Source organism: Actinomadura mexicana, assembly GCF_900188105.1.
Lineage (GTDB): Bacteria > Actinomycetota > Actinomycetes > Streptosporangiales > Streptosporangiaceae > Spirillospora > Spirillospora mexicana.
Map to the genome: position 1 here is coordinate 292,216 of NZ_FZNP01000008.1, position 26,333 is coordinate 318,548.

General features: G+C 73.5%; 20 protein-coding genes. 10 read left to right on the plus strand and 10 right to left on the minus strand.

The features are described 5' to 3' along the window. Nucleotides 1-201: 201 nt before the first annotated feature. Together CHC11_RS22320 and CHC11_RS40445 are read left to right on the plus strand one after the other, a co-directional pair. On the plus strand, nt 202-1,878 hold the full coding sequence (locus CHC11_RS22320) for a serine/threonine-protein kinase (RefSeq protein WP_089313704.1): 1,677 nt from the start codon (nt 202-204) through the stop codon (nt 1,876-1,878). Then, nucleotides 1,875-4,643: an ABC transporter substrate-binding protein gene (locus tag CHC11_RS40445; protein WP_143227193.1), complete on the plus strand. Its 2,769-nt coding sequence runs from the start codon at nt 1,875-1,877 to the stop codon at nt 4,641-4,643. Before CHC11_RS22320 ends, CHC11_RS40445 begins: the two co-directional genes overlap by 4 nt. A 44-nt stretch (nt 4,644-4,687) precedes the next feature. On the opposite strand, the gene CHC11_RS22330 is transcribed toward CHC11_RS40445, so the two are convergent. Further along, nucleotides 4,688-6,061, minus strand: a complete 1,374-nt coding sequence (locus tag CHC11_RS22330) for a sensor histidine kinase (protein WP_245919584.1) — start codon at nt 6,059-6,061, stop codon at nt 4,688-4,690. Next, complete coding sequence (locus tag CHC11_RS22335; RefSeq protein ID WP_024935038.1) at nt 6,058-6,711, minus strand: response regulator transcription factor; 654 nt, start codon at nt 6,709-6,711, stop codon at nt 6,058-6,060. The genes CHC11_RS22330 and CHC11_RS22335 overlap by 4 nt, the downstream gene beginning before the upstream one ends. Nucleotides 6,712-6,962: 251 nt before the next feature. Between CHC11_RS22335 and CHC11_RS41495 the strand changes: the two genes are divergently transcribed. Next, nucleotides 6,963-7,139, plus strand: a complete 177-nt coding sequence (locus CHC11_RS41495; protein ID WP_179278945.1) for a hypothetical protein — start codon at nt 6,963-6,965, stop codon at nt 7,137-7,139. Nucleotides 7,140-7,222: 83 nt separating this feature from the next. Here the strand turns inward: CHC11_RS41495 and CHC11_RS22340 are convergent, their stop codons facing one another. Genes CHC11_RS22340 through CHC11_RS43505 form a run of 3 tightly spaced genes read right to left on the minus strand, consistent with a single transcriptional unit; the run spans nt 7,223 to nt 10,133 of the window. Beyond that, complete coding sequence (locus CHC11_RS22340) at nt 7,223-8,032, minus strand: inositol monophosphatase family protein (protein WP_089313705.1); 810 nt, start codon at nt 8,030-8,032, stop codon at nt 7,223-7,225. After that, nucleotides 8,029-8,937: a ferrochelatase gene (locus tag CHC11_RS22345; protein ID WP_089313706.1), complete on the minus strand. Its 909-nt coding sequence runs from the start codon at nt 8,935-8,937 to the stop codon at nt 8,029-8,031. The genes CHC11_RS22340 and CHC11_RS22345 overlap by 4 nt, the downstream gene beginning before the upstream one ends. 47 nt (nt 8,938-8,984) lie before the next feature. Further along, nucleotides 8,985-10,133 carry a lytic transglycosylase domain-containing protein gene (locus tag CHC11_RS43505; RefSeq protein WP_089313707.1) on the minus strand — a complete coding sequence of 383 codons (1,149 nt, stop codon included), beginning with the start codon at nt 10,131-10,133 and terminating at the stop codon, nt 8,985-8,987. A 250-nt stretch (nt 10,134-10,383) separates the two neighbouring features. Between CHC11_RS43505 and CHC11_RS22355 the strand changes: the two genes are divergently transcribed. Further along, nucleotides 10,384-11,694 carry a D-arabinono-1,4-lactone oxidase gene (locus CHC11_RS22355; RefSeq protein ID WP_089313708.1) on the plus strand — a complete coding sequence of 437 codons (1,311 nt, stop codon included), beginning with the start codon at nt 10,384-10,386 and terminating at the stop codon, nt 11,692-11,694. A 30-nt stretch (nt 11,695-11,724) separates the two neighbouring features. On the opposite strand, the gene CHC11_RS22360 is transcribed toward CHC11_RS22355, so the two are convergent. Beyond that, a complete protein-coding gene (locus CHC11_RS22360) occupies nt 11,725-12,645 on the minus strand; it encodes a hypothetical protein (protein ID WP_143227194.1) in 921 nt (306 codons plus the stop codon). Between the two features lie 444 nt (nt 12,646-13,089). On the opposite strand from CHC11_RS22360, the gene sepH reads away from it, so the two are divergent. Then, a complete protein-coding gene (gene sepH / locus CHC11_RS43510; protein ID WP_089313710.1) occupies nt 13,090-14,850 on the plus strand; it encodes a septation protein SepH in 1,761 nt (586 codons plus the stop codon). On the opposite strand, the gene CHC11_RS22370 is transcribed toward sepH, so the two are convergent. Next, the gene (locus CHC11_RS22370) at nt 14,822-16,264 is read right to left on the minus strand and encodes a PH domain-containing protein (protein ID WP_089313711.1); all 1,443 of its coding nucleotides are present in this window, start codon (nt 16,262-16,264) and stop codon (nt 14,822-14,824) included. The two genes, sepH and CHC11_RS22370, sit on opposite strands and share 29 nt — an antisense overlap. Beyond that, a complete protein-coding gene (locus CHC11_RS41505; protein ID WP_245919586.1) occupies nt 16,261-16,821 on the minus strand; it encodes a PH domain-containing protein in 561 nt (186 codons plus the stop codon). Before CHC11_RS41505 ends, CHC11_RS22370 begins: the two co-directional genes overlap by 4 nt. 304 nt (nt 16,822-17,125) lie before the next feature. On the opposite strand from CHC11_RS41505, the gene CHC11_RS22380 reads away from it, so the two are divergent. After that, the gene (locus CHC11_RS22380) at nt 17,126-18,118 is read left to right on the plus strand and encodes an ATP-binding cassette domain-containing protein (protein ID WP_089313712.1); all 993 of its coding nucleotides are present in this window, start codon (nt 17,126-17,128) and stop codon (nt 18,116-18,118) included. Continuing rightward, nucleotides 18,115-18,924, plus strand: coding sequence for an ABC transporter permease (locus tag CHC11_RS22385; protein WP_089313713.1), 810 nt, complete (start codon nt 18,115-18,117; stop codon nt 18,922-18,924). Before CHC11_RS22380 ends, CHC11_RS22385 begins: the two co-directional genes overlap by 4 nt. A 69-nt stretch (nt 18,925-18,993) precedes the next feature. Here the strand turns inward: CHC11_RS22385 and CHC11_RS22390 are convergent, their stop codons facing one another. Then, nucleotides 18,994-20,367 (minus strand): NAD(P)/FAD-dependent oxidoreductase, encoded by a 1,374-nt coding sequence (locus CHC11_RS22390; RefSeq protein ID WP_089313714.1) that lies wholly within the window; start codon nt 20,365-20,367, stop codon nt 18,994-18,996. Between the two features lie 391 nt (nt 20,368-20,758). On the opposite strand from CHC11_RS22390, the gene CHC11_RS22395 reads away from it, so the two are divergent. The 3 genes from CHC11_RS22395 (at nt 20,759) to CHC11_RS22405 (ending at nt 26,009) form a co-directional block, all read left to right on the plus strand. Next, on the plus strand, nt 20,759-21,346 hold the full coding sequence (locus CHC11_RS22395) for a YbhB/YbcL family Raf kinase inhibitor-like protein (protein ID WP_245919588.1): 588 nt from the start codon (nt 20,759-20,761) through the stop codon (nt 21,344-21,346). A 267-nt stretch (nt 21,347-21,613) separates the two neighbouring features. Then, nucleotides 21,614-23,482 carry a hypothetical protein gene (locus tag CHC11_RS22400; RefSeq protein ID WP_143227195.1) on the plus strand — a complete coding sequence of 623 codons (1,869 nt, stop codon included), beginning with the start codon at nt 21,614-21,616 and terminating at the stop codon, nt 23,480-23,482. 289 nt (nt 23,483-23,771) lie between these two features. Beyond that, complete coding sequence (locus CHC11_RS22405) at nt 23,772-26,009, plus strand: SulP family inorganic anion transporter (protein WP_245919590.1); 2,238 nt, start codon at nt 23,772-23,774, stop codon at nt 26,007-26,009. Nucleotides 26,010-26,052: 43 nt separating this feature from the next. Here the strand turns inward: CHC11_RS22405 and CHC11_RS22410 are convergent, their stop codons facing one another. Then, nucleotides 26,053-26,259 carry a hypothetical protein gene (locus CHC11_RS22410; protein ID WP_245919592.1) on the minus strand — a complete coding sequence of 69 codons (207 nt, stop codon included), beginning with the start codon at nt 26,257-26,259 and terminating at the stop codon, nt 26,053-26,055. Between the last annotated feature and the right edge of the window lie 74 nt (nt 26,260-26,333).

Consider the following 26,333-nt stretch of genomic DNA (forward strand, 5'->3'; position numbering starts at 1 on the left):
GGCGAGATGGCCCGATCCGGCAGCCGGAACACCGAACCGGATACATCGGTGAAACGTCAGAACTAACGCGATATCGTGCCCGCCTGAGGTTGGGGGCGGATCCCCTGCGGGGGTCAGCCCGGCGATCGCCGGCACGGGGCCCCCGCGAGCGGGTCCGGCGCACAATGTCGCGGACATCACTGCGGGTCACTGGAGGGTCAGATGCCGGATGCCGCTCCGCTGGAGCCAGGCGATCCTAGGGCACTCGGACGGTACGAGGTCATCGGACGGTTGGGCGCCGGGGGCCAGGGCGCCGTCTTCTTGGGCAAGGCGCCGAACGGCGGGTACGTCGCCGTCAAACTGCTGCACGCGCAGATGGCCAACGATCCGGCCGCACGCGCCCGGTTCACCCGCGAGGTCGCGGCGGCGCAGAAGGTCGAGCCCTTCTGCACGGCCCGGGTGCTGGAGGCCGACGTCCAGGGCGACCAGCCCTACGTCGTCAGCGAGTTCATCGACGGTCCGTCCCTGCACGACGTGGTCGCGCACGACGGCCCGCGGAGCGCGGCGGAGCTGGAGCGGCTCGCGATCGGCACGGTGACCGCGCTCGCGGCCATCCACGAGGCCGGGATCGTGCACCGCGACTTCAAGCCGAACAACGTCATGCTGGCCTCCGACGGCCCGCGCGTCGTCGACTTCGGCATCGCGCGGACGGTGAACTCGCAGGAGAGCGCCGTCACCGCGACGGGCATGGTGGTGGGCACGCCCGGCTACCTGGCGCCCGAGCAGCTCACCGGCGCGCCGCTCACCCCGGCGGTGGACATCTTCGCCTGGGCCGCGACCATGGTGTTCGCCGCCACCGGGCAGTCGCCGTTCGAGGCCGACACGCTGCCGGTCATCATCAACCGGATCCTCAACGAGGAGCCCGACCTGTCGGCGCTGCCGGCGGGCCCGCTGCGCGATCTGATCGGGCGCTGCCTGTCCAAGGACGCGGGCCTGCGCCCCCCGGCGGCGCAACTGCTGCTGAACCTGCTCGGCCACGTCGGCGCCGCGCCCGCGAACCAGGGCGCCGGGCAGGAGGACCTGCTCAACCAGGGCACCCGGATCGCCTCGCAGCTTCCGCCGCCGCCCCCGGTGCCGCCGGCGCCGCGGCCGCAGCACCAGCCGATCACCCCGCCGCCCATGCCGCTGCACCAGGGCGGGATGCCCGGCCACGGCCACGGTCCGGCCGGGCCCCAGCAGCAGCCCATCACCCCGCCGCCCATGCCGATGTACCAGGGCGGGGCGATGCCGCCCCCGCCCCCGCCGCAGACGCAGCCGCGGATGCCGATGCCGCCCGGCCCGCAGTACGGGCCGCCGCCGAAGCAGTCCAGCTCCGCCGGGCCGATCATCGCGATCGGGTGCGGCGCACTCGCGCTGATCGTGATCCTGGTGGTCGTGGTGCTCGCCGTCATCGGCGCCAACAGCGACGACGACCCGCCGACGCCGCCGACCTACTCGCCGCCGAACACCTACACGCCGAGCGAGAGGCCGACCACGAGCACCACGGGCGGGCTGCTCGGCAACTTCACCGGCAACGGGTACCAGCCGGGCGCCGGATCCGGCCACACCTCCTTCAGCGTCAAGTTCTCCCTGCTGTACTCCAGTGGCGTCGCGACGTACACCTATCCGTCCGGCGCCCAGGACACCTGCTACACCCGGCTGTCGCTGCTGTCCGGCGATGAGAACAGCTCGAAGGTCGAGTACCGGGAGACGCCGATGGCGGGGATGGACCCGAAGGAGTGCGCGTCCGGGTACGTCACGTTCATCCCGTCCTCCGGCGGGACCACGATGCGGTGGGAGTGGCGCACCGCCCAGTCCGAGCCGACGGCCTCCGCCTACGGGACCGTGTCCAAGGCATGACCGAGGTCGCCCCCCTCCGCAAGGGCGACCCCTCCCGGCTCGGCGCGTACCGGCTGACCGGCCTCCTCGGCGAGGGCGGGCAGGGCGCCGTCTACCTCGGGGAGGACGAACCGGGCCACCGGGTCGCCGTGAAGCTGCTGCACGCGCGCTTCAGCGGCGACCCGAAGGCCCGGTCGCGGTTCGCGGCCGAGGTCGCGGTCGCCAAGCGGGTGTCGGCGTTCTGCACGGCCCGCGTCCTCGACTCCGACGTCGAGGGCGACCGCCCCTACATCGTCAGCGAGTACATCGACGGGCCGGCGCTGTCGCGGGTGCTGGCGCAGGACGGCCCGCGGCGCGGCGCCGACCTGGACCGGCTGGCGATCGGGACGATGACGGCGCTCGCCGCGATCCACCAGGCGGGGGTCGTGCACCGCGACTTCAAGCCCGCCAACGTGCTGCTCGCGCCGGACGGCCCGCGGGTGATCGACTTCGGCATCGCGCGGGCGCTGGACGCCACCGGGACCATGTCGAGCACGGCGGTCGGCACTCCCGCCTACATGGCGCCCGAGCAGATCTCCGGGGCGCGGGTCGGGCCGCCCGCCGACGTGTTCGCGTGGGGCGCCACGATGGCGTACGCGGCGAGCGGGCGGCCGGCGTTCGGGCAGGACTCGATCCCCGCGGTGATGCACCGCATCCTGAACCTGCCGCCCGACCTCGGCGACCTTCCCGAGCCGCTGCGCGGCATCGTGGCGAACTGCCTCAGCAAGGACCCGGCGCTGCGGCCCGCCTCCCAGATGGTCCTGGCGCACCTGCTGGCGCTGGCGGGCAGCCTTCCGCAGCCGGGCGCCCGGCAGAACGACGCCCTGATGCTCACCCAGGGCGCCCAGACGGCGGCCACCGAGTCCGCACGGCTGCGGACGCGGACACCGCCGCCCTTCCAGGCCGGCCCTCCGGTGCCGCACCCCGCGCCGCACGCTCCGCCGCACACGCCGCCGCACACGCCGCCGCTGCATACTCCGCCGCACGCGCCGCCGCCCCTGCCCGGCGCGGAGTGGCCCTCACCGGTCCCGCCGCCCAACGAGAACACACCCGCCACGTGGCCGTCCGTCTCCGCTCCGGGGGTCGACTTCACCAAGCCGTCCGGAGGCGGGAAGCGGCCCCGCATCGGCGTTCTCGCCAGCGTGGGGGGCGCCGCGCTGGCCGTGCTGGTCCTCGCCGCCGGCGTGGCCTGGGTCCAGCTCCGCGAGGACGGCGACCGGGGCGCGACGGCCACGGGCGGGCGGGTCGGCGGGACGCTGCCCATCGCGATGTCGACGCCGACCGCCACCGACGGCGGTTTCGACCCCTCCCGCGCCCTCGGCGGAACCGAGCGGTTCCTCAGCAAGCAGCTGTTCACGGGCCTCACCGAGGTCGGCGCCGACGGCGCCGCCCGCAACCGGCTCGCGACGGCGATCACGCCGGACGCGGAATGCCGCAAGTGGACCATCTCGCTCAAGTACGGGACGAGCTTCACCAACGGCGAGGCGGTCGACGCGCACGCGTTCGCCCGCGGCTGGGCGCGCAGCGCGGCGGACAAGACCGGCCCAGCGTCCTACCTGATGATCGACATCGAGGGGTACACCTCGGTGTCGGACAGCGGGACCGGGCTGCTGTCCGGGGTCACGGTGGTGTCGGGCACCGCGCTCGAAGTCGCGCTGACCTCCCCCAACTGCGACTTCGCGGCCCGGCTGTCCGAACCGGCGTTCATGCCCGTCCCCGAGGCGGCGGGCAAGGTCGACAACGCGGCGTTCAACACCCGTCCCATCGGCAACGGCCCGTTCATGCTGGCGGACTACCGCAAGGGCGCGTCGGTCTCGCTCGTCCGCAACGACCGCTGGGCGTTCGGCAAGACCAAGCTGGACGGCGTCACCGTGATGCTGACCGACGACTCCGCCAAGGGCCGCACCGCCTACACGGCCGGGCAGACCGACTGGTACGCGGTGGGCACCGAGGATCTGGCCTCGACTCCGAGGACGGGCCTGGTCTCCCGTCCCGCGCCGTTCACCCGGATGCTCGTCCCGATCACCGCCCGGGGCCCGATGAAGTCGAGGGAGGCCCGGCAGGCCGTCTCCTACGCCCTCGACCGCGGCAGGCTCAGCCTGGCGCTCGGCGGGTTCCCCCAGCCCGCGCACGGCATCGTCCCGGCGCCGGTGCCCGGGTTCGGCCAGCGCGGCGTCTGCCCGTCCTGCGACGCGACGGACATCGAGAAGGCGAAGACGCTGGCCACGCAGGCCGGGCTGAAGTCGCCCGTCCGGCTGTACTACCGCCAGTCGCCCGTCGACCAGCGCCTCGCCGCGGCCGTCGGCTCGCAACTGAAGTCGGCGCTGGGCCTGCAGGTCGAGATGAAGTCCTATCCCATCTCCGAGTTCACCAAGTACCGCGACGACGTCATGTCCGGGGACGCCTCCGGGCTCGCTTTCCTGCCCTACGGTCCCGACTACCCGGGCGCCTACACGATGCTGTGGCCCCTGCTGGGCGGCGGCGAGGAGAGCGACACGGGCTTCTACAACCTGGGCAAGTGGAGGAACGGCACCTTCGACGAGACGATCTCCAAGGCGCTCAGGACCGCGGCGCCGGCCGACCGGACCGGCCTGTTCAAGCAGGCCGAAAGGGTCGCGCTGGACGACATGGCCCTCATCCCGCTGCTGAACGACACCCGCGTCGCCATGGTCCGGCCCGGCAAGTACGTCGGGCTGGAGCTCGACTACGACGGGGACCCGACCGCGGCGGCAGCCGCGCTCAAGTAGCAGTGGCGGCAGCCGCGCTCAAGTAGCAGCGGCGGCAGCCGCGCTCAAGTAGCCGGCTGGCCCGGTGGGAGGCGGACGGTGACGATCAGTCCGCCGCCCGGGCGCGGCGCCGCGTAGACGGCGCCGCGGTGCGCCAGCACCACCGAGCGGACGATCGACAGGCCGAGCCCCGCGCCCTTGGCCGACTCGACGCGGTCGGCGTTCAGCCGCCGGAACGGCTCGAACAGCCGCTCCACCTCGTAGGCGGGCACGACGGGCCCGGTGTTCTCGACCTGGACGGTGGCGTAGCCCTCCAGCATGCCGGTGCGGATCCACAGCTCGCCGCCGTCCTCGACGTTGTGCTTGATCGCGTTCTCGACGAGGTTGGACACCAGGTGCTCCAGCAGCACCGGGTCGCCGAGCGCCGTCCCGGAGGTCAGCTCGGGGTGGACGGCGACGTCGTTGTCGTGGTCGCGGCGGGCCGACTGCTCCAGCACCGTCGCCGCCACCTCGGCCAGGTCGACCGGCGTGCGGGCGGTCAGCTCCCGCTCGCTGCGGGCCATCAGCAGCAGCCCCTCGATGAGCCGCTCGTGCCGGGCATTGGTCGCCAGCAGCGTCCGGCCGACGGCGCGCAGGTCGTCGGAGACCTCCGGGTCGCCGAGCGCGACCTCCAGCAGCGTCCGGTTGATCGCGAGCGGGGTGCGCAGCTCGTGCGAGGCGTTGGCGACGAACCGGCGCTGGGTGTCGAACGCCTGCCCGAGCCGCTCCAGCATCGCGTCGAACGTGTCGGCCAGTTCCTTGATCTCGTCGTCCGGGCCCTCCAGCGCGATCCGCTCGTGCAGCGTGCTCTCCGACAGCCGGCGCGCGGTGGTGGTGACCCGCTGCAGGGGGCTCAGCGCCCGGTCGGCGACGAACCAGCCGAGCACCAGCGTGATGACGCCCACCCCTCCGAGCGCGAGCAGCGACCGCCCGACGAGCCGGCGCATCGTCTGCTCGACGAACTGGCGCTGCAGTTCGGCCGCCTCCGCGTCGGAGATGCCGAAGCCGATCACCTTGACGTTGCCGAGGATGTTGGCCATCAGGACCGACATCACGAACAGCAGCAGCGCGCCCGCCATGAAGAACAGCAGCCCGTACAGCAGGGTGAGGCGCAGCCGCACGCTCATCCGGCCCGGCATCACGGTCATCTGGGCGAACGGCCCGCCGCCCTCGCCGCGCCACATGCCCTTCGCGGCCGGGTGCGGCTGGGGGACCTGCTGCGGGCCGGGGCGGCGCCACCGCCCGCCGCGCCGGGCCCCGGGGTCGCCGGGGTCGCCGGGGTCGCCGGGAAGCGCGCTCGGCCGGGTGCCCTGCGCGCCGCCCTCCGGGAGCGGGTTCGGCCGGGCGGCCTCGCCGTCCGGTCCGTCCGGGCGGTCCTGGGGTGCGGTCTCCTCGGTCACAGGCGGTATCCCACGCCGGGCACGGTCTCGATCACCGGGGGGTCGCCGAGCTTCTTGCGCAGCGTCATCATCGTGACCCGGACCACGTTGGTGAACGGGTCGATGTGCTCGTCCCACGCCTTCTCCAGCAGGTGCTCGGAGCTGACGACGGCGCCGTCGGCGCTGAGCAGCACCTCCAGCACCGCGAACTCCTTGCGGGTCAGCTCCACCGGGCGGCCGTCGCGCGCGACCTCGCGGCGGGCCGGGTCGAGGGTGATCCCGGCGCGCTCCAGGACGGGCGGCAGCGGCGCGGCGGCGCGCCGGCCGAGGGCCCGCACCCGGGCGATCAGCTCGGCGAACGCGAACGGCTTGGCCAGGTAGTCGTCGGCGCCGATTGACAGGCCCTCGACCCGGTCGTCCAGCTCCCCCGCCGCCGTCAGCATGATGATCCGCGCCGGGTAGCGCTGCGCCACGAGCTGCTTGCAGACGTCGTCGCCGTGCACCTTGGGCAGGTCACGGTCCAGCACGATCACGTCGTACTCGTTGACGCCCGCCCGCTCCAGCGCGCCCGCGCCGTCGTAGGCCACGTCCACCGCCAGCGTCTCCCTGCGCAGGCCGGTGGCGATCGCGTCGGCGAGCACGCGCTCGTCCTCGACGACTAGAACACGCAAAGGGTCCCCCTCCTCGTCGGGGCGCGGCCGGCCCCGCACCCCGGAACATCCCGCTTCACCTATGCCCGCTTCAGATATGCCCGCTTTACATATGCCATGGAGGCCGTAAGACGCCCGTAAGCAGCTGTTCCTCTCCCGGTACGCCCGATCGCGATCCCGCGGACGCAAGGATCTGCGAAAATTGCATCGCAAGACAGGTTTACCTTCAGCCTAGGCCTGGGTAGGCATGGGCACGATCCGGGAGGAGGCCCATGGGCGAGTTGACACGCATGATCCAGCAGCGGCTCGACGACGCGTACGCGTCGCTGCGGAGCGCCCACCAGGATGGGGACACCTACCTGGCGGACATTCGCCAGGAGGAGATCGAAGACCTGCGCCGGATCGCAGCGAACAACGACATCGGCGTCGAACCCCCCCGCTGCGACTGACCCCGCCGTCGCAAGGCGCTGTCCGTGACGGGGAGCCCGGGACCCGGTTCCGCGCTCCCCGTTCCGGTTTCCGCCCGCTCGCGTCAGTCCCGGGCCGGGTCGAGCGGGGCCAGCAGGTCGTGCAGGGCCTCGAAGGTGCCCGGGCCGGCGGCGATGGTCAGCTCGGGTCCCGGGGCCGCGCCGTGCAGGCCCTCCACCCGCCCGCCCGCCTCCCGGACGATCAGTCCGCCGGCGGCGATGTCCCACGCCTGGACGCCGCGCTCGTAGTAGGCGTCCGCCCGCCCGGCCGCGAGGGAGCACAGGTCCACGCAGCACGACCCTCCCCGGCGGATGTCGCGGATGTTCGGCAGCACCCCGGTGAGGACCTCCGCCTGCCGCGCCCGCCGTCCCGCCTCGTAGCCGAACCCCGTGGACACCAGCGCCCGGCCGAGCGGTACGTCCGCGTTCACGCGGAGCTCGCGCGTCCCCGCCGCGGTGTGCTGGTGGGCGCCGCCGCCGCGCACCGCCGTGCAGGTCTCGCCGCGGCGCGGGATCTCCACCACGCCGGCGACGGCCTCGCCGTCCACCTCGGCGGCTATGCTGACCGCCCAGTCGGGCAGGTCGTAGAGGTAGTTGACGGTCCCGTCGATCGGGTCGACCACCCACCGCACGCCGCTCGCACCGGCCTGGGTGCCGCCCTCCTCGCCGAGGAAGCCGTCGCCGGGGCGCACCGCCCTGATCCGCTCGATGATCAGCTGTTCGGCGGCGCGGTCCATCTGGGTGACGACGTCGGTCGGGGACGACTTGGTGTGGACGACGTCCGGGCCGCCCGCGGGCCGCTTGTCGACCAGCATCCGGCCCGCCTCGCGGGCGGTCGCCACGGCCAGCTCCAGCAGCTCCTCGGCCAGGCTCATGAGGCCCCTTCCAGGAGGTGGCGGGGCAGGGCGGCGAAGCGCGGGTCGCTCCCGGGCGTGGCGGCGCGCTCGAACGCGAGCCCGAGCTCGGCGGCCAGGTCCGCGGCCTCGACGTCGAGGTCGTACTTGACCTCCATGTGGTCGGATACGAACCCGATCGGCACGGCCGCCACGGCCCGGACGCCGCGGCCGTGCAGCTCCTCCAGGTGATCGGTGATCTGCGGCTCCAGCCACGGCTGGCCCGGCGGCCCGCTCCGGCTCTGGTACACCAGGTCCCAGGGCGCCCCCGGGGCCGCCCGCCGCGCGACCGTCTCCGCGGCGGTGTGCAGCTCAGCGGTGTACCGCTCCCTGCCGGGCTGGGACAGCGGCACGCTGTGGGCGGTGAAGACCAGCCGCGCGCCCTCGGGCAGGCGGCTCAGCGCGTCCTTCGCCGCGTCCACGAACGGCTCGACGAAACCGGGGCGGTCCGCGTAGGCGGGGAGCTTGTCGATCTCGGGGGCGCCCGGCACCTCGTCGCGGGCGCGCGCGATGTCCTCGAGGTACTGGTCGCTCGTCGAGTAGCCGCTGTAGGCGGACGTGACGAACGCGGCGACACGCCGGACCCCGTCCTCCTTCATCTGCCGGACGGTGTCGGCGAGATAGGGGCTCCAGTTCCGGTTGCCCCAGTACACGGGCAGGTCCACGCCGTTGGCGGCGAAGTCCGCCTCGATCGCGGCCTTGAGGTCCCGGCACAGCTGGTTGATCGGGCTGACCCCGCCGAACAGGAAGTAGTGCTCCCCCACCTCCTCCAGGCGCTCCTTGGGGATGTTGCGGCCCCTGGTGACGTTCTCCAGGAACGGGATGACCTCTTCGGGCCCTTCCGGCCCTCCGAAGGACAGCAGAAGCAACGCGTCATACGACGTCATGCGTCCATCCAATCAGCCCGGGGCCCGGCTCCCCGCCAGGGGTGCGCTCACTCGTAGCGCGCCGAGTAGGCCTGCGCCAGGTTCAGGACCTTCTGGACGTACCAGTCGGCGTGGTTGTACTGCCAGACGGCCCGGTAGAGCTGCTGCCCGCCCCGTCCCGCCCCGTTCGCGCACAGGTACTTGGCCGCTCCGGGGATGGCGTCGTAGGGGTTCGTGATGTCGGCCTTGCCGTCGCCGTCGCCGTCCACCCCGTACCCCTTCCACGTCGAGGGCAGGAACTGCATCGGGCCGAGCGCGCCCGCGCTGGAGCGGCCGGCGTTGCGCCCGTGGTCGCTCTCGACCTGGCCGATCGCGGCGAGGACCGTCCAGGACAGGCCGCGGCAGCTCCGAGCCGCCTGCTTGTAGAGGTCCAGGTAGCTGCCCGGGCGGCCGCCGTCAGCCGGCGTCTGGTACTTGCGCTCGTGCAGGTTCAGCACGCTCGTACCGGAGCCGAGGACCTTGCCGACGGCCTTGACGACCTTGGCGGGGTCCACCCCGGGCGCGTTGACGAGGACCGCCACGTTGGGGACGAGCCCCATCTCCTCCCCGGACTTCCTGCTGACGAGCATGTCGATGCCGGGCAGGCCGAGCGGCCCGGAGCCGCCCATGGTCAGCTTCGGCATCGTCCGCGCGACCACGGGGTACTGGTAGCCGCGGTTGAGCTGGAGCTGCTGGGCGGCGGCGGGCGACACCACGAACTGGTTGCCGGCCAGGGCGGCCCACAGGTCGGTCTTCTTCGCCGTCGCGGGCGGCGTCCAGGAGCGGAACGCCGACGGGTCCACGGCGAGCGCGTTCACCTGGCGGCCCTGCAGCTGGACGGCGCCGCCCGCGACGGCCGCCACGTCCCCGACCCTGCCGAGCTTCGCGATCCGGTTGATCTTGGCGGCGGGGATCGAGCCGGTGCCGACGGCGAGCACGTCGGGCGGCACGACGCGGCGCAGCGGCGCGACCTGGCCGCCGGTGGCCACGTTGACGGGGTCGCCGGGCCGCACGCTCGGCGGGGCCGCCTCCTGCGGCGAGTCGGCCCCGGCCGGATCCGCCTTCTCCGTGGTCAGCGCCGCGTAGACGCCGCCGGAGGTGCTGGCGACGGCCAGGACGGCGATACCGCCGATGAGGAACGGCAGCGCCCGGCCGCCCCGCCGAGGCCCTGCGCTCATCCCCCGCCGATCCCGCTTCTTCTTCTCGGGCCGCGGCCGGTGCGGACGGCCGGCGGACGCCTCACCACCGCTGATCGCGCCGGTGCGCGGAGCTGAAGGAGGAGCCACAACATTTCCCCACGAGTCTCGCTACGGACGGTTAGCCTGCCGTGGTTACCGGATCGTACGGTATCGCCGACTCTGTGCCCCCGTGCGGGCCGTCCAAAAATGTGAACTTTCCTCACGATCGAATCCTGAGTAGAGTCACCGCATGTCCCCAGCGACCAACCGGACGTGGCAGAACTGGGCGGGAAACCAGCAGGCCACGCCGCACCGCGCCGGCACGCCGCGCAGCGCCGACGAGGTGTCCGCCGCGGTCCGGTCGGCCGCCGAAGACGGCCTCACGATCCGCATGACCGGCACAGGGCACTCCTTCACCGGCGCCGCCGTCGCCGAGGGCGTCCTGCTCCGCCCCACCGCGCTCACCGCGGTCCGCTCCGTCGACACCGCGACCGGGCTCGTCACCGTCGAGGCGGGCCTGCCGCTGCACGCGCTCAACCGCCTTCTGGAGGAGCACGGCCTCGCGCTGGCCAACATGGGCGACATCCAGGAGCAGACCGTCGCGGGCGCCCTGCAGACCGCCACGCACGGAACCGGGCGCGACGCCGCCGGGCTCGCCTCCCAGGTCGCCGCCCTTGAACTCGTCCTCGCCGACGGCACGGTGGCGACCTGCTCGCGCCAGGAGCGCCCCGACCTGTTCGCCGCGGCCCTCGCCGGGCTCGGCGCGCTCGGCGTCGTCACCGCCATCACCTGGCGGACCGTCCCGGCGTTCCTTCTGCGCGCGCAGGAGGCCCCGATGAAATGGGACGAGGTGATCGCGCGCGTGGACGAGTTCGACGCCGCCAACGAGCACTTCGAGTTCTACTGGTTCCCGCACACCGAGGGCTGCCTGACCAAGCGCAACAACCGCGTCGAGGGCCCCGCGCAGCCGCTGCCGAGGTTCAGGCACTGGCTGGACGACCGGTTCCTGTCCAACACGGTCTTCGGGGCAGTCAACAGGGTCACTCACCGGGCGCCCGCCGCGGCGCCCTTCGTGAACGGAATCTCCGCCAAGGCGCTCGGGGCCCGCACCTACAGCGACACCTCGTACAAGGTCTTCACCAGCCCGCGCACGGTCCGCTTCAAGGAGCAGGAGTACGCGATCCCGCGCGAGGCGCTCGTCCCCGCGCTGCGCGAACTCCGTTCCCTGTTCGCCAGGCGGGACTGGCGGATCAGCTTCCCCATCGAGGTCCGGCTGCTTCCCTCCGAGGACGCCTGGCTCTCGATGGCGCACGGGCGGAAGAGCGCGTTCATCGCCGTGCACGTCTACCACCGCGACCCGCACGAGGACTACTTCGGCGGCGTCGAGGACCTCCTGACCGGGCTCGACGGCCGCCCGCACTGGGGCAAGCTCCACACCCGCGACGCCGCCTACCTGGAGAAGGCGTACCCCCGGTTCGGCGACTTCCGCGCCCTGCGCGACGAACTGGACCCCGACCGCCGCTTCGCCAACCCCTACACGAGGCAGGTCTTCGGCGACTAGCCGTACTCGACTCGCCGGCGACCGCCGTGCTCAGCCGCCGGGGGTGGCGCGCCCCTGCGGCCCGGGGACGCCCTGGCCGCCGTCCTGCGGGCTCCCGGTCGTCGCCGGCGGCTCCGGCGTCACCGGCGCCGTCGTCGGCGGCGCGGTCGTGGGCTCCTGCGTCGGCCGCTCGGTCGGCTCCGACGACGGCTGCGGCGCCGTCGAGCCCGGCCCCCCGGTCGGCGCCTCGCCCGTCGGCGTGCCGCTCGGCGAGGAGCCGGGCTCCTCGGTGGTGCCTCCGGAGGGGCTCTGCGAAGGGGTGTCGGCCGGCCGCCCGCCGCCCCCGCCGTCGAGGACCTTGGTGACGGTCAGGCCCTTGCCGCCCCCGCCGCCGACCGGCTTGCCGGTGCTCGCCTCGTAGATCGTGATCCCGCCGATGACGACCGCGAACACCGCCGCCGAGGAGACCACCAGCGTCACCCAGTGCGCCTTGGCCCACTCCACCGTGCTCTGCCACGCCGAGCGGCGGACGACCTGGCGCACCGCGTCCTCGCCCGCCTCCTCGGCGAACGCGGCGGCGACCGTCTGCGCCGGGTCCAGTCGCGTGGCGCCGGGGTCGCCGCCGGGGTCGAGCCGCGTGGCGTTGGGGTCGCCCCCGCCGAACACGGGGTCGAGGCGCGTCGCGCCGGGGTCGCCGGACCACACCGCGGTCCGGGTGGGATCGGCGCTCGTCGCTTCCTCGGCCGCGCCCTCGGCCATGTCCCGCCGCCGGACCGCCGACTGCAGGTGCGTCAGCTCCTTGATCTGCTCACGGCCCTGGTCGAGGTAGTGCTTGCCGACCGCCGACCCCGCCGTCGAGATCACGCTCATCAGCGCCGCGCCGATGATCGTCCCGTACACGCCCAGGAAGGACGCGCCCAGGGCGGCGACCGCCGTCGCCACCGCACTCGCGATCAGCTGCGTCGTGCTCACATCCGGCAGCTTGCGCGGCATCGCCTGATTCACCCCTGTCTGTCGCCACGGACACCCCCGAAAGTGAACTGATCGGGAGGACGCGGGTGTTCCTGCCCACGACGTGACGCTCGCAACGTCGGAGCGGCGGGACGTTCGCGGCCTCGTCAGGAACGGTGTGGAAAAGGATGGACAAGAATCGAGCAGAGCGGCCCCCCGCCGGTCGCGGCACCGGCAAGCTTGGTCAGGTGCCCTCTTCGACCTCCTGAAGAGGGCTTCGAGAGCGGCGATGTTCGGACATGCCGGGTACGGTGCTGGCAGCAGGTGTGTCCGAAAGAGAGACTCGGGAACCCGGGGGAAGGGCACGCATGCGCCCTCGGTGGGCATCGGACGGCCGACCGGTGAGAGCACGGTCGCGCGGTCCGGCGTCCTCCGTGCCGTCAGGACAGGGCAGGAAGGACACGCATGCAGGAGCTGCGCCTCGTCGCGGTCAGCGAGGACGGTACGTACCTCGTCCTGGCCACCGCGGGCCGAGGCACCCGGTTCACCCTGCCCGTCGACGACCGGCTTCGCGCCGCGATCCGTGGGCACTTCTCCCGCCTCGGCCAGTTCGAGATCGAAGTGGAGAGTCCCTTGCGCCCCAAGGAGATCCAGACCCGCATCCGGTCCGGGGAGACCGCGGAGGAGATCGCCGAGTCGGCGGGCATCCCGGTCGAACGGGTCCGCTGGTTCGAGGGTCCGGTCCTGCAGGAACGCGAATACATGGCCCAGCAGGCGCAGCGCGTCGCCGTCCGCCGCCCCGGCGAGTCGGCGCCGGGCCCGCCGCTCGGCGAGACCGTCGAGGAACGCCTCGGCCGCGGCGGCGTCGACCTGGAAGAGGTCGAGTGGGACTCCTGGAAGTGCGAGGACAACACCTGGCGCGTCCGGCTTTCCTTCTTCGAGGGCGGCCGCCCGCACGCCGCCGAGTGGACGTTCGACCCGCGCCGCCGGCACGTCTCCCCGCTGGACGAGATCGCCGCCCGGCTCACCTCCGTCGAGTGGGACGACGACGGGCTCTCCGACACCGTCACCCCGCTCGTCCCGCGCCGCCCCGCGATGAAGGTCGTCTCCAGCGACCGCGACGCCCCTCCCGGCGGCCGCGGGCTGCCCGCGCGCGGCCTGCCCGCCGAGCCCGAGCAGGGCGCCCCCGAGCCGCTGCGCGCCGCGGAGCCCCGCGCGTACATCGTCGAGCGCGGCCGCATGGTCGACCCGCGGCCCGCCTTCCGCGAGGCGTCCGAGCCGCCCTCCCTGCGCGAGGCCGCCCCGCCCCCGCCGCGCCCGCCGGCCGCGCACGCCCCTGAGCCGCCCCGTCCCGGCCCGCCGGCCGAGGAGACGGCCCCGCAGGCGCCCTCCGCCGAGACGCGTGCGGACGAGGCCGCCATGCCCGTCCAGGGCGAGGAGCCGCCCGGCGTCGCCGCCGGGCCCGGAACGGCGGAACCCGCCGAGTCCTCCGGCGTGGGCGCCGAGGACGCGAGCGACCCGGCGAGCGAGACGGCCGGCGAGACCGCCGACGACGAGACCGCTGTCGCGGAGGAAGTGCGGCCTGCCGAGGCCGCCGAGGTGCCCGAGGGCGAGGCACCGGCTCCAGAGGAGGTCGAAGCGCTCGACGCGGACGGCTCCGAAAGGGCCCGGGAAGAGGAGCACGCGTCCGCCGAACCGCCCGAGCCGGCTCTCCCAGAGCAGGCGGGCGACGACCACGAGGCGGACGAAGCGCACGAGGTGGACGGCGCGTCCGAAGCGGTCGGTGAGGCGCCGGAGGCCACGAACGCGCCCGAACCGGTCCAGGCCGCCCCCGCAGCGGAGCCGGAGGAACCCGCCGAGACGCCGCAGGCTCCGGCCGCCGCCCGGCCGCCGGCCGAGGCCGACGCGCCCCGCACCGCCGAGGGCGATCAGGAGACCGCACCCGTCCGCGTGCCCGCTCCGTCCCGCGAGCCCGCCGCGGAGGGCAAGCCCGTGGCTCCGCCGCGGCAGCCCGCGCGGCCGCCCGCCAAGAAGAAGCCGGCGGCCCGGCCCACCATGCCCGCCGCCGCTCAGGACAAGCCGGTCACCGGATCGCCCGCCGCCGCGGCGGCCGCGGGAGAGCCCGCGGGCGCGCAGCGTCCGGCCCGGCGCCGCAAGGCCAAGGGCAAGCGCGCCTCCGTCCCGTCCTGGGACGAGATCATGTTCGGTGCCCGCCGGCCCGAATAGGCTCGGCGCCCGCACCGGGCGGCCGGTCCAGGAACGGGGCCAGCCACGCGGGGGTGATGGCGGCGGCGAGGGCCACGGCGTCCTCCTCGGCCATGTCCGTCGCCGAGCAGCCCCCGTCGCCCGCGCCCACCGCCGCGAAGAGGGTGGCGAGGCCCAGCCTGCGCTGGAAGAGCGTCTGGCGGATCCGCCAGCCGATCACGGCCGAGTGCTCGACGACGACCTGGCGGCGGCGCAGGGAGCCCGACCGGACGGTGAGGCGCTCCCCGTCGGTGGCGTGGCCCAGCTGGCGGTAGCGGTCCAGCCCCAGCGGCACCGCGAGGGCGGCCAGCCCGGCGCACGCGCCCGCGACCCAGGGCTGCCCCGCGAGGACGGCCAGGACGGCGACGCCCGCGGGGGGCGCCAACGCGCGGACGACGCGGCGGCTCCGTGCGGCCGGCGGGTGCGCGGTCAGCGGCCCGGGGACGTTCCCGACGACGCGCGCGGCGAGGGCCTCGGCGGCCGCCCGGGGCGCGGCGGGAAGCAGCCGCCCCCGCTGGGCGGCGTCCCCCAGCCCGGTGATGAGGGCGCCGAGGCGCGTCACGCCCGCCGCGCGCTCGAACGGGTTGTCGGCGAGCTCGACGCCCCGCAGCCGGCGGCGTTCGAGAGAGACGCTGCGGCGGGTGAGGAGCCCGCGCTCGGCGACGACGGCCCCGTCCCGCTCGTGGACGGTGAAGTCCCAGTTGAAGAGGGTGAAGGCGATCACCGACATGACGGGCATGGCGATCAGCGCGAGGATGGCCAGCGCGAGGACCAGGACGGTGGGCAGCCCCACCACGTCGTGGCCGAGGCTCTCCACGCGCTCCCGCGTGATCAGCCCGAGGTCGTCGCCGAGGTTGTAGGCGGTGCCGAGGAGGCTGCCCGCCAGCGCGAACGGCGTCAGCAGGTAGGCGCCGCTGAGCGGGGCGTACAGGTACCAGCGGCGCCGCATGCGGCCGAGGGCGCGCCGGAGCGGGGCCGCAGCGTCCCGGGCGAGCAGGACGCCGCGCAGCCGTTCGGCCTCGGTGCGGGAGACCGCGTTCAGCTCCCCCTCGCCGCCGTCCGCCCCGGCGTCGATGTGCACGACCGCCAGCCCGAGCAGCCGGTGCGGGAGGGACGCGCTGATGTCCACGCCCCGGATCCGGTTGCGCGGGATGCTCTTGACCGACCGCCCGACGAGCGCGCGCCGGAACTCGATGCGGTCCTCGTACAGCACGTAGGTGAACGTCACCCAGTTCGCGACGTGGAAGAGCAGCCCGAAGGCCAGCCCCACGAGGGTGAAGTAGAACGCGGTGGACAGCCCGCCCACGAGCAGGCCCGTCGCGCCTGCGGCGAGGAGGGCGAGGAGCTCGCGGACGGCGCCGACCACGAAGGTGAAGGGATGCAGGCGTGCGGTCACGTGGCGTCGTCGCGGAGATCGTGCGCGCGGTGCGCGAGGTCCTCGGCGAGGCGCGTCGCCACGGCCACGGGCAGGCCCGAGACCTCCGAGGAACCGGTGTGGGAGGCGGTGTTCACCTCGATGGTGGCGAGGCCGAGCATCCGCTCGATCAGGCCCTGCTTGCTGTCGACGGTCTGGATGCGCCCGACGGGCACCAGCAGCCATTCGCGGCTGAACCAGCCCGTCCGCGTGTAGACGACGTCGGAGCTGACCTCCCAGCGGTGGACGCGGTACCGCCACACGGGCGCGACCGTGACCATGAGCAGCCCCGCGGCGCCGACGACGTAGGGGAGCCAGCCGATCCGGCCGGTCAGCCAGGCGGGCGGCGCGTCCCAGCCGGCGTCTCCGACCCAGGCGGCGACGCCGAGGGCGAGGCCGAACCCCAGGCCCCACAGCAGCAGGTACTCGATGGCCCAGTGCGCGATCGCGCGGGGCGACACCCGGTGTTCGGGCGGCCGCAGACCCGGCGGGTGCGGCCCCCCGCCGTCCCTCCGGCGACCGCGCCGCACCGACGTCACACCCGCGAGTCTAGAGCGCCGGAGGCGCCCTCCCGCCGCCCCGCGCGACGCAAACAACCGGGAACAGGCGGCACGATCGCGGACGCGCCGTCGTTTCTGTCAGTGGTGCGTGCGAGTTTTGTCGGTGTCGCGTGCGAGATTGTCGGTGGCGCATGCGAGGTTCGTGGCGTGTTCACGCTGCCGGCGGCGCTCTGCCTGGGGCGGCGGCAGAAAACTTGATGCATTCGAACCGGACTCCGCCTATTTTGGCTGGTCCCCCTGGCCGGGGGCCCCGGCGTCCGGCAACCGAGTCCTAGGAGATTTCATGACCTACGCGATCCAGGCGGACGGCCTGGAGAAGCGGTTCGGTGAGACCCGGGCGCTGGACGGCGTCTCCCTCACCGCCGAGGCCGGAACGGTTCTCGGCGTGCTGGGGCCGAACGGCGCCGGCAAGACGACCATGACCCGGATCCTCGCCACGCTGATCGAGCCGACCGGCGGCACCGCCCGGGTCGGCGGGTTCGACGTGGTGAAGGACGCGCACAAGGTGCGGCAGCTGATCGGGCTCACCGGCCAGTACGCCGGGGTCGACGAGATGCTGACCGGAACCGAGAACATCGTCCTGATCGGGCGGCTGCTCGGGCTGCCGCGCCGGGAGTCCAGGGCGCGCGCCGCCGAGCTGCTGGAGCGCTTCCAGCTGACCGACGCCGCCGAGCGCGCCGCCAAGACGTACTCGGGCGGGATGCGCCGCCGCCTCGACCTGGCGGCGAGCCTCGTCGGGCGCCCGCAGATCCTGTTCCTGGACGAGCCGACCACGGGCCTCGACCCGCGCAGCCGCAACGGGCTCTGGGACATCGTCCGCGGCCTGACCGACGACGGCGTCACCGTGCTGCTCACCACGCAGTACCTGGAGGAGGCCGACCAGCTGGCCGACGACATCATCGTCATCGACCGCGGCCAGGCCATCGCGCACGGCACGTCCGACATGCTGAAGGCCCAGGTCGGCGGGCAGGTGCTGGAGGTCAGGCCGGTCGACGCGGCCGACGTGGCGGCGGTGGAGCGCATCGTCGGCGAGCTCGCCGAGGCCGTCCCGGAGGTCCGCGACGACCTGGTCAGCGCGCCGATCACCGACCCGCAGCTGATGCCGGCCGTGGTCCGCCGCCTCGACGACGCGGGCGTCGCCGTCGGCGAGCTGTCGCTGCGCAAGTCCAGTCTGGACGAGGTGTTCTTCGCCCTCACCGGCCACCACACCGACGACATCGACGCCGAGGCCGGCGAGCTGCAGAAGCAGGCCGACAAGGAAGGGGCCTCCGCATGACCACCGCGACGCTCGCGCCGCAGGACCTGTCCAAGCGGGTCGCGCCGGGCACGGCCCTGCGCAACACGGTCACGCTGGCCTGGCGCAACCTGGTCCAGATCAAGCACAACCCGATGGAGCTGCTCGACCTGTCGATCCAGCCCATCATGTTCGTGCTGCTGTTCGCCTACGTGTTCGGCCCGCCGATGAAGGGCAGCGTCGATGCGTACCTGCCGATCGTGATCCCCGGCATCATCGCCCAGAACGCGCTGTTCGCCGGGATGAGCACCGGGTTCGGGCTGAACACCGACATCACCAAGGGGGTGTTCGACCGGTTCCGCAGCCTGCCGATCGCGCGCAGCGCCCCGCTCGCCGGGCGGATCATCGCCGACACCGTCAAGCAGGCGTGGTCGATGACGATCCTGCTGCTGGTCGGGTTCGCGATCGGCTTCCGGGTGGAGACGAACGTGCTGGCCGTGGTCGGCGCGTTCCTGCTGCTGCTGGGCTTCGCGGTCCTGTTCTCCTGGACGTCGGTCTTCATCGCGATGAAGGTCAACGAGCCGGAGAAGGTGCAGATCTTCGGCTTCGTGGTGATCTTCCCGCTGAGCTTCCTGAGCACCGCGTTCATCCCTTCCACGAAGGGCATCCCCGGCTGGCTGGCGTTCTGCATGGACAACAGCCCGGTCACGCACCTGGTGGAGGCCATGCGCGGCCTGCTGGTCGGCGGCCCGGTCCTGGAGCACGCCTGGATCGCGCTCGCGTGGGGCGTCGGCATCTCGCTGGTCTTCGCGCCCCTGTCGCTGCGCGCCTTCAAGCAGCGCGCCTGAGAACCGCGTCCTCAAACGGGGAACGCCCCGGCGGTCGGGTGACCGCCGGGGCGTTTCGCGTGGAACGGGTCAGGCCGCGTTCTGGTCGGCCTTGGCCTTGGCCTTGCCGTCGTCGAGGGCCGCGAGCTCGAAGTCGGCGCGCGGCTGCTCGATGGTCGCGAGCGAGACGGTCTCGCGCTTGAGGAACAGCGCGAGCGTCCAGTCCGCGATGACGCGGATCTTGCGGTTGAAGGTCGGGACCATCGCGCCGTGGTAGCTGCGGTGGAAGAACCACGCGGGCCAGCCCTTGAGCTTGATGCCGAGGGGGTTGGCCACGCCCTTGTGCAGGCCGAGGCCCGCGACGGCGCCGAGGTTGCCGTGCACGTAGGGCTTGAGCGTCTTGCCGCGCATCGACCGGACGATGTTGTCGCCGAGCAGCTTGGCCTGGCGGACGGCGTGCTGGGCGTTGGGCGGGCAGAACATGCCGTCCTCGGTGAGGTCCGGGATCGCGGCGTTGTCGCCGGCGGTGAACGCGTGCACGAGGCCCTCGATGGTGAGGTACTCGGTGCCCTTCACGCGGCCCCGCTCGTCCACCGGCAGGTCGCCGTTGCGCACGACCGGCGACGGCTTGACGCCCGCGTTCCACACGAGGGTGCCGGCCGGGAAGCTGCTGCCGTCCGACAGCTCGATCTGGCCGTCCACCGCCGACTGCAGGAAGGTGCTCATCTTCACCGCGATGCCGCGGCCGCGCAGCTGCTCGGCGGTCCACTTGCCCATGTCGGGGCCGACCTCCGGCAGGATGCGGTCGGTCGCCTCGACCAGGACGAACCGCAGGTCCTGCGGCGTGACCTTGCGCATGTACTTGGTGGCGTCGCGTGTCATGTCCTCAAGCTCGGCGACCGCCTCGACGCCGGCGAACCCGCCGCCGACGAACACGAAGGTCAGCGCCTTGCGGCGCAGCTCCACGTCGTCGGTCGACTCGGCGATCTCCAGCTGCTCCAGGACGTGGTTGCGCAGGTGGATGGCCTCGCCGACGGTCTTGAGGCTGATGCCGTTCTCGGCCAGCCCGGGGATCGGCAGCAGCCGCGGCACCGCGCCGGCCGCCATGACCAGGTAGTCGTAGGTGATCCGCTCCGGCGGCCCGGCCAGCGGCTGGACGATCGCCCATCGCTCGTCGTGGTTCAACTCGGTCACGCGCGCCTTGCGGACGGTGCACTTCGGCAGCACCCGGCGCAGCGGGACGACGACGTGCCGCGGGGAGATGTTCCCGGCGGCGGCCTCGGGCAGGAACGGCTGGTACGTCATGTACGAGTTGGGGTCGACGACGGTGACCCTGACATCGCCCCTCCTCAGCTCCCGCTTCAGCTTCTTCTGCAGGCGGAGAGCGGTGTACATGCCCACATAGCCGCCACCCACGATGAGGATGTGGGGAGCGCCGGGGGTCCCCTGGGCGGTCCTGGCCATTGCGGCCCTCCAATGTCACGGTCGGCTTGTGAAGACATTCACAAACTAGCGGATGGAACGTGCCGTTCACCAATCAGGAACCAGGAAAGAACCGCCGAACTTCCCGTTATGGCAAAGGATGACCCGGATATGGGTGTGAAACGTGCCACTCCTTCCCCAAAGCGGGATGGATCGCGGCAATGCACGCATGACGAACGTCACAGGACGCCGCGCCGGGGCGGCGCCCTCCGGAGGCGGCGCGAACCGCCCGTCCCACCCCCCGAAAACCCTTAGGGTTGGGGCCGACGAGGAAGGGGGCGCCGGCGACGGGACGCACGCGGCCGAGAAGCGGAGGCCGAGATGACGGCGATCCGGTGGCGCGCGGCGTACGATCTCGCCCGGGAGCGTATCGATGATGAGCAGAGAGCGGCGTCCGGTCATGGCCGCGGCGGGCGCGCTCGCGCTCGCCGGGGCGCTGAGCGGCTGCGGGCTGATCGGCCAGCCCCAGAACAAGAGCGCGGAACTGTCCGAGTGGTTCACCGTGACCAGCCCGGTCTTCCGCGATGGGCGCGAGTTGCCCCCGAGATACGGCTGCACGACGTACCCTGGCGGTCAGGGCAAGACCCCGCCGCTCCGGTGGTCGGGCACGCCGGCCGGCACCCGGTCGTTCGCGATCGTGATGGACGACCCGGACGCCTCCGGCGGCGCCAAGGTCCACTGGGTGATCGCGGGCATCGACGGGACCGTGAACGAGCTGGTCGAAGGCGCCCGGCTGGACGGGACCGTCGAAGGCTTGACCACAGGCAAGAAGGCGGGTTACGCGCCCCCGTGCCCGCCCAAGGGAGAGAAGCATCGGTACCGGTTCACCATCTACGCGCTGGACGATCCGGCACCGTTCCAGAACGGCGCGGCTTTGAAGGACTCGCTTCCCGCGATCGCCGAGCACACGGTGGGGCGCGGGCGGATCACCGGGAACTTCGGCGGCGAGCAGGCGCGTTGACCGTGGAGCCCGCGAGCACACGGTCAGGGCGGACCCCCGCGGGGCCGGAGCTGTCAGGGGTGTGCGGATCGGCGGAGTTGGCCGATCGGCACGCGCCGTGTGAGGGTAAATGTGCGCGAAGGGTGTGACAACGGTCATAGCGGTCAGAGAGAATCGGGTTGAGCCAAGGCGGCGGACACCCGTGACTATCCGGACGCTGGCGACAATCGGGACGGACCCGCGGTCCGCGCTGGCGACTCTCGCCGGGCCAAGGCATTGGGTGGTGGCATGACTTCTTACATCGTGGTCTTCGGCCTCATTGTGGTCGTCGTCCTCGTGGTCGTCCTCGTGGCCCTCGGCCTGCGGGCCAGCAGGGCGGGAGGCGATGACGACGACGACTGGATGGACGACGAGCCGCAGAAGCAGCCGCGCGGCCGCCGGGGCATCCCTCCACCGCAGGAGCAGATGAGCGGCCCGGAGGAGTACGGCCCCGGATACGACGAGGGCTACGACGGCGGCTACGACCGCGCCCCCGATCCCGGTCCCGACCGCCGCGTCGCCGGCGTCGGCGGCGGCGGCCCGCTCGCCGCTCCCACCTCCGCCCCGGGCCCCGCCGCCCCGCCGCCCCCGCCTCCGGGCCAGGCGTCGGACGAGATGGAGGACGACGACTACTGGGCGACGATCACCTTCGACAAGCCCAAGTTCCCCTGGCAGCACGACGAAGGCGGCGCGCGGCCCGACACCGGCCCGGCCGCCGACCCGCTCCACGCGCAGGCCCCCCCGCCCGAGCAGCCGGCCATCGAGCCGCCCGGCCTGACCCAGCCCGTCTCCCTCGGCGCCGACGGCACCGTCCTCAACGGCCTCGGTGCCGGGACCGGCCCGCAGCAGACGCCCCCGGGCCCCGGCGGATTCCAGGGCGGATCCCCGTTCCCGGGCAACGACCCGAGCGCGACGTCACTCGACCCCATCCCGGCCGACCTGGCCGGACCCGGCGCCCCCGGCCCGCAGGGCCCCTACGGCGGACCGGGCGTGCCCGACCAGCCGGTCTACGGCGGCCAGGAGCCGCAGCCCGCCTACGGCGCCGCCGACTACGGCCCCGGCGACCCGCCCTACGGCGGAGGCCAGGACCCGTACAGCGGAGGCCAGGACCCGTACGGCGGAGACCAGCCGCAGTACGGCGGAGGCCAGGACCAGTACGGCGGGGACCAGCCGCAGTACGGCGTCCCCGAGCAGCCCCAGTACGGCTCCCCGGAGCCGTCCTACGGCGACTACAACTCCGACCCGCTCGGCAGCCGTCCGGCCGCCGGGCCGCCTCCCGGAGGCCGCCAGGACTACGACATGCCGCTCGGCTCGTCCGGCCCCGGCGGAGCCCTCGGCAGCGACCCGCTCGGGCTGCCCCTCGGCCGTCCCGAGGAGCCGCCCGCACCGCCCGCGCCGGCCGCACCGCCCGCTCCGTCCGCGCCCGCCGCCCCGGCGGCGCACGGCGGCGGCTCTGACACCGACGGCCACAAGCTTCCGACCGTGGACGAGCTCCTCCAGCGCATCCAGTCCGACCGGCAGCGGTCGTCGGGCCCGCCCTCGCCGTCCGACACGGGCGGCTCCTACGGCGGCTCCCTGAACGACCCGCTGAGCGACCCCCTCGGCACCGGCTCGTACGGGACGACCCCGTCCGGCCCGCCGAGCACCGGCAACACCGGCCCGTGGCCGTCCGGCGGGCAGCAGGGCGGCGGCTACGACACGGGCTCCGGCCAGGGCTACGACTCCGGGCTCGGCGGGCCGCCCGGGTACGGGCAGGGCCAGCAGAACGACGGCTACCCGTCCGCCCCGGCCTACGGCGACTCGCAGCGCTACGACGACCCGCTCGGCGGGTTCGGCGGGGGCACCGAGGGCGGCCCCGGAGGCGCCGGGGCCTACGGCGACTTCAGCGGCAGCAGCTACAACGGCGGCGACCCGCTGGCCGCGCCGCACGACCAGGGCACCGGCGGCTATGCCGACCCGAACGCCACGCAGGCGTACGGGTCCGGCTACTACGGCGGCGCGCCCCAGCAGCCGCAGCAGCCGCAGCAGGGCGGGTACCCGCAGGGCGGCCAGCAGAACGACAACCCCCCGTACGGCTCGCCCCAGCCCGCCGACGACTGGGAGAACTACCGCCGCTGACCAGCACCTACTCGACCGAGGGCCGCCGGATCCGTCCGGCGGCCCTCGTCGTGTCCGAAGAAAGCCACCGCCCCCCGTCGAGCGCCGTTCAACCCGCTCGTCATAGGTGTAGCCGGGCGCGTCGGTGGCCAGGTTTCCGACCGCGGTGATCGCCGAGTCCGGGCTCGCGGGGGAGGTCGCCGGCAGCAGGATGACCCACGGATGCCCGGCCGGCACCTCGCGCCGCGCGGCGGCGAGGTATGGGAAGGCGCATGGTTGAATACGTTGTGTGACTATAAAGCCACCGAGTGTGTCCACGCTGCGACGCGACCTGCTCGCCTCGTTCGTCGTGTTCCTCGTCGCGATCCCGCTCTCGCTGGGCATCGCCCTCGCCTCCGGCGCGCCCGTCGCCGCCGGACTGATAGCCGCCGTCGTCGGCGGCGTCGTCGCCGGCCTGATCGGCGGCTCGCCGCTCCAGGTCAGCGGGCCCGCCGCCGGGCTCACCGTCCTCGTCGCCGGCCTCGTGCAGACCTACGGCTGGCGCGCCACCTGCACGATCACCATGCTCGCCGGACTCGTGCAGATCATGCTGGGCGCGAGCCGGGTCGCGCGCGCCGCCCTCGCCGTCTCCCCCGCCGTCGTGCACGGGATGCTCGCGGGGGTCGGCGTCGTCATCGTCCTCGCCCAGGTCCACGTGGTCCTCGGCGGCAGCCCCCAGCAGTCGGCCGTCGCGAACCTGCGGGAACTGCCGGGCCAGCTCACACGGTCGCACACGCATTCCGCGCTGGTGGCCGGGCTCACCGTGCTCGTCGTGCTGGGCTGGTCCCGGCTGCCGAAGAGCGGGGCACTCCGCCTCGTCCCGGGCCCGCTGCCCGCCGTCGCCCTGGCCACCGCCCTCGCCTGGGGCCTCGACTGGCGGGTGCCGCGCGTCGACCTGCCGTCCTCGCTGCTGGACGGCTGGAGCCTCCCCGTCATGCCGCAGGGGACGGCGTTCGGTATCACCGGCGCGGTCATCTCCGTGGCGCTCGTGGCCGCCGTGGAATCCCTGCTGTGCAGCGTCGCGGTCGACCGCTCCCGCCCGGCCGGCGTCCCGGCCGCCGACCTCGACCGGGACCTGCTCGGCCAGGGCGCCGCGAACGCCGTCTCCGGCGTGCTGGGCGGGCTGCCGATCACCGGCGTGATCGTCCGCAGCACCGCCAACGTCGAGGCGGGCGGTCGCACCCGGCTGTCCCCCGTCCTGCACGGCGTGTGGGTCCTCGTCCTCGCCCTGGCCTGCGGACCGCTCATCGAGAAGGTCCCGCTGGCGGCGCTCGCCGCGCTGCTGGTCGTGCTCGGCGTCCGGCTGGCCGACCTGTCCCGCGTCCGCGCCCTGCGCCACCACCGGGAGGCGCCCGCCTACTTCGTCACCCTCGGCGGCGTGGTGCTGTTCGGGCTCGGCGAGGGCGTCCTGCTCGGCATCGGGATCATGGCGGTGCTGGCCCTGCGGCGGCTCACCCGGCTCACGGTCCGGACGGAGCAGCTCGTACCGGCCCCCGGCGACGCCCCCGCCCCGCCCCGCTGGCACGTGGTCGTCGAGGGCACCTTCACCTTCCTCGGCGTCCCCCGCGTGGCGCGCGCCCTCCAGCGGATCCCGGCGGACGGGAGCGTCGACCTGGACCTCAACGTCGACTTCATGGACCACGCCGCGTTCGACGCCGTCCACCGGTGGCGGCTCGCCCACGAACGCCAAGGGGGGAGGGTCGACATCGACGAGGTTCACGAGGCTTGGTATGAAAGAGCTGTGACAGGAGATATGTCCCAACCGGCCAAGACTCCGCCCCCGGCCCGCTGGTGGGCCCCCTGGTCCAACCGGCGGCGGCGGTCCGAGACCGAGCTGGACGCACCCGAGACGTCCCCCGCGTCCGTCCTGCTGAACGGCGTCCGCGAGTACCACGGGCGCACGGCGCCGCTCGTCCGCCCGATCATGGCCGAACTGGCGATGGAGCAGAAACCCCAGCACCTCTTCATCACCTGCGTCGACTCGCGCATCGTGCCCAACATCATCACCGCGAGCGGCCCCGGCGACCTGTTCATCAACCGCAACGTCGGCGCCCTCGTCCCCCGGCACGGCTCCCGGACGCCCGACGACTCGGTGGCGGCCACCGTCGAGTACGCCGTCAACGTCCTGGACATCAAGACGATCACGGTCTGCGGCCACTCCAACTGCGGCGCGATGGCCGCGCTGCTCGCCGGCGGCACCGAGGTCGAGCACCTGGAGGGCCTGTCGCGCTGGCTGAAGCACGGCAACCACAGCCTCGCCCGCTTCCTCGCCGAGGACGTTCCCGGCGACGAGCAGCCCCTCACCCGCCTCTGCAAGATCAACGTGATGCAGCAGCTCGACAACCTGCTGACCTACCCGTGGCTCCGGGAGCGGGTCGAGTCCGGCGACATCGAGCTGGTCGGCCTCTACCTCGACCTCGGATCCGCCACCGTCGAGGTCTTCGACCCGGCCGGCGGCGCCTTCGTCCCCGTCCCGGACGAGGCGCCGCAGACCCGCTCCCTCACATGAAAGGCGCGGGTCGTCCCCCGGCGGGACGACCCGCGCTTCCGGTCTACCAGCGCCCGACGAGCTCGTCCTCGCCGCGCGTGGAGCTGCGTACGTACATCCCCGTGACCTTGCGCGCCCGGCGTGCGCGCCGATCCGTCGCCGGCAGGAACAGCGCGTCGCGCCGGCTGGCACGCGAGAAGTCCCACAGGTACACCAGGCTCCCCAGCACCCCGGCGAGCACCAGGGCCACGAACACGATGACGATCATCATCGCTCCTCTCCACGGGACTCCAGCACCCCGGTCCCGCCGCCGTCACCGATCAGGGCGATCAGCTCTTACCTGGA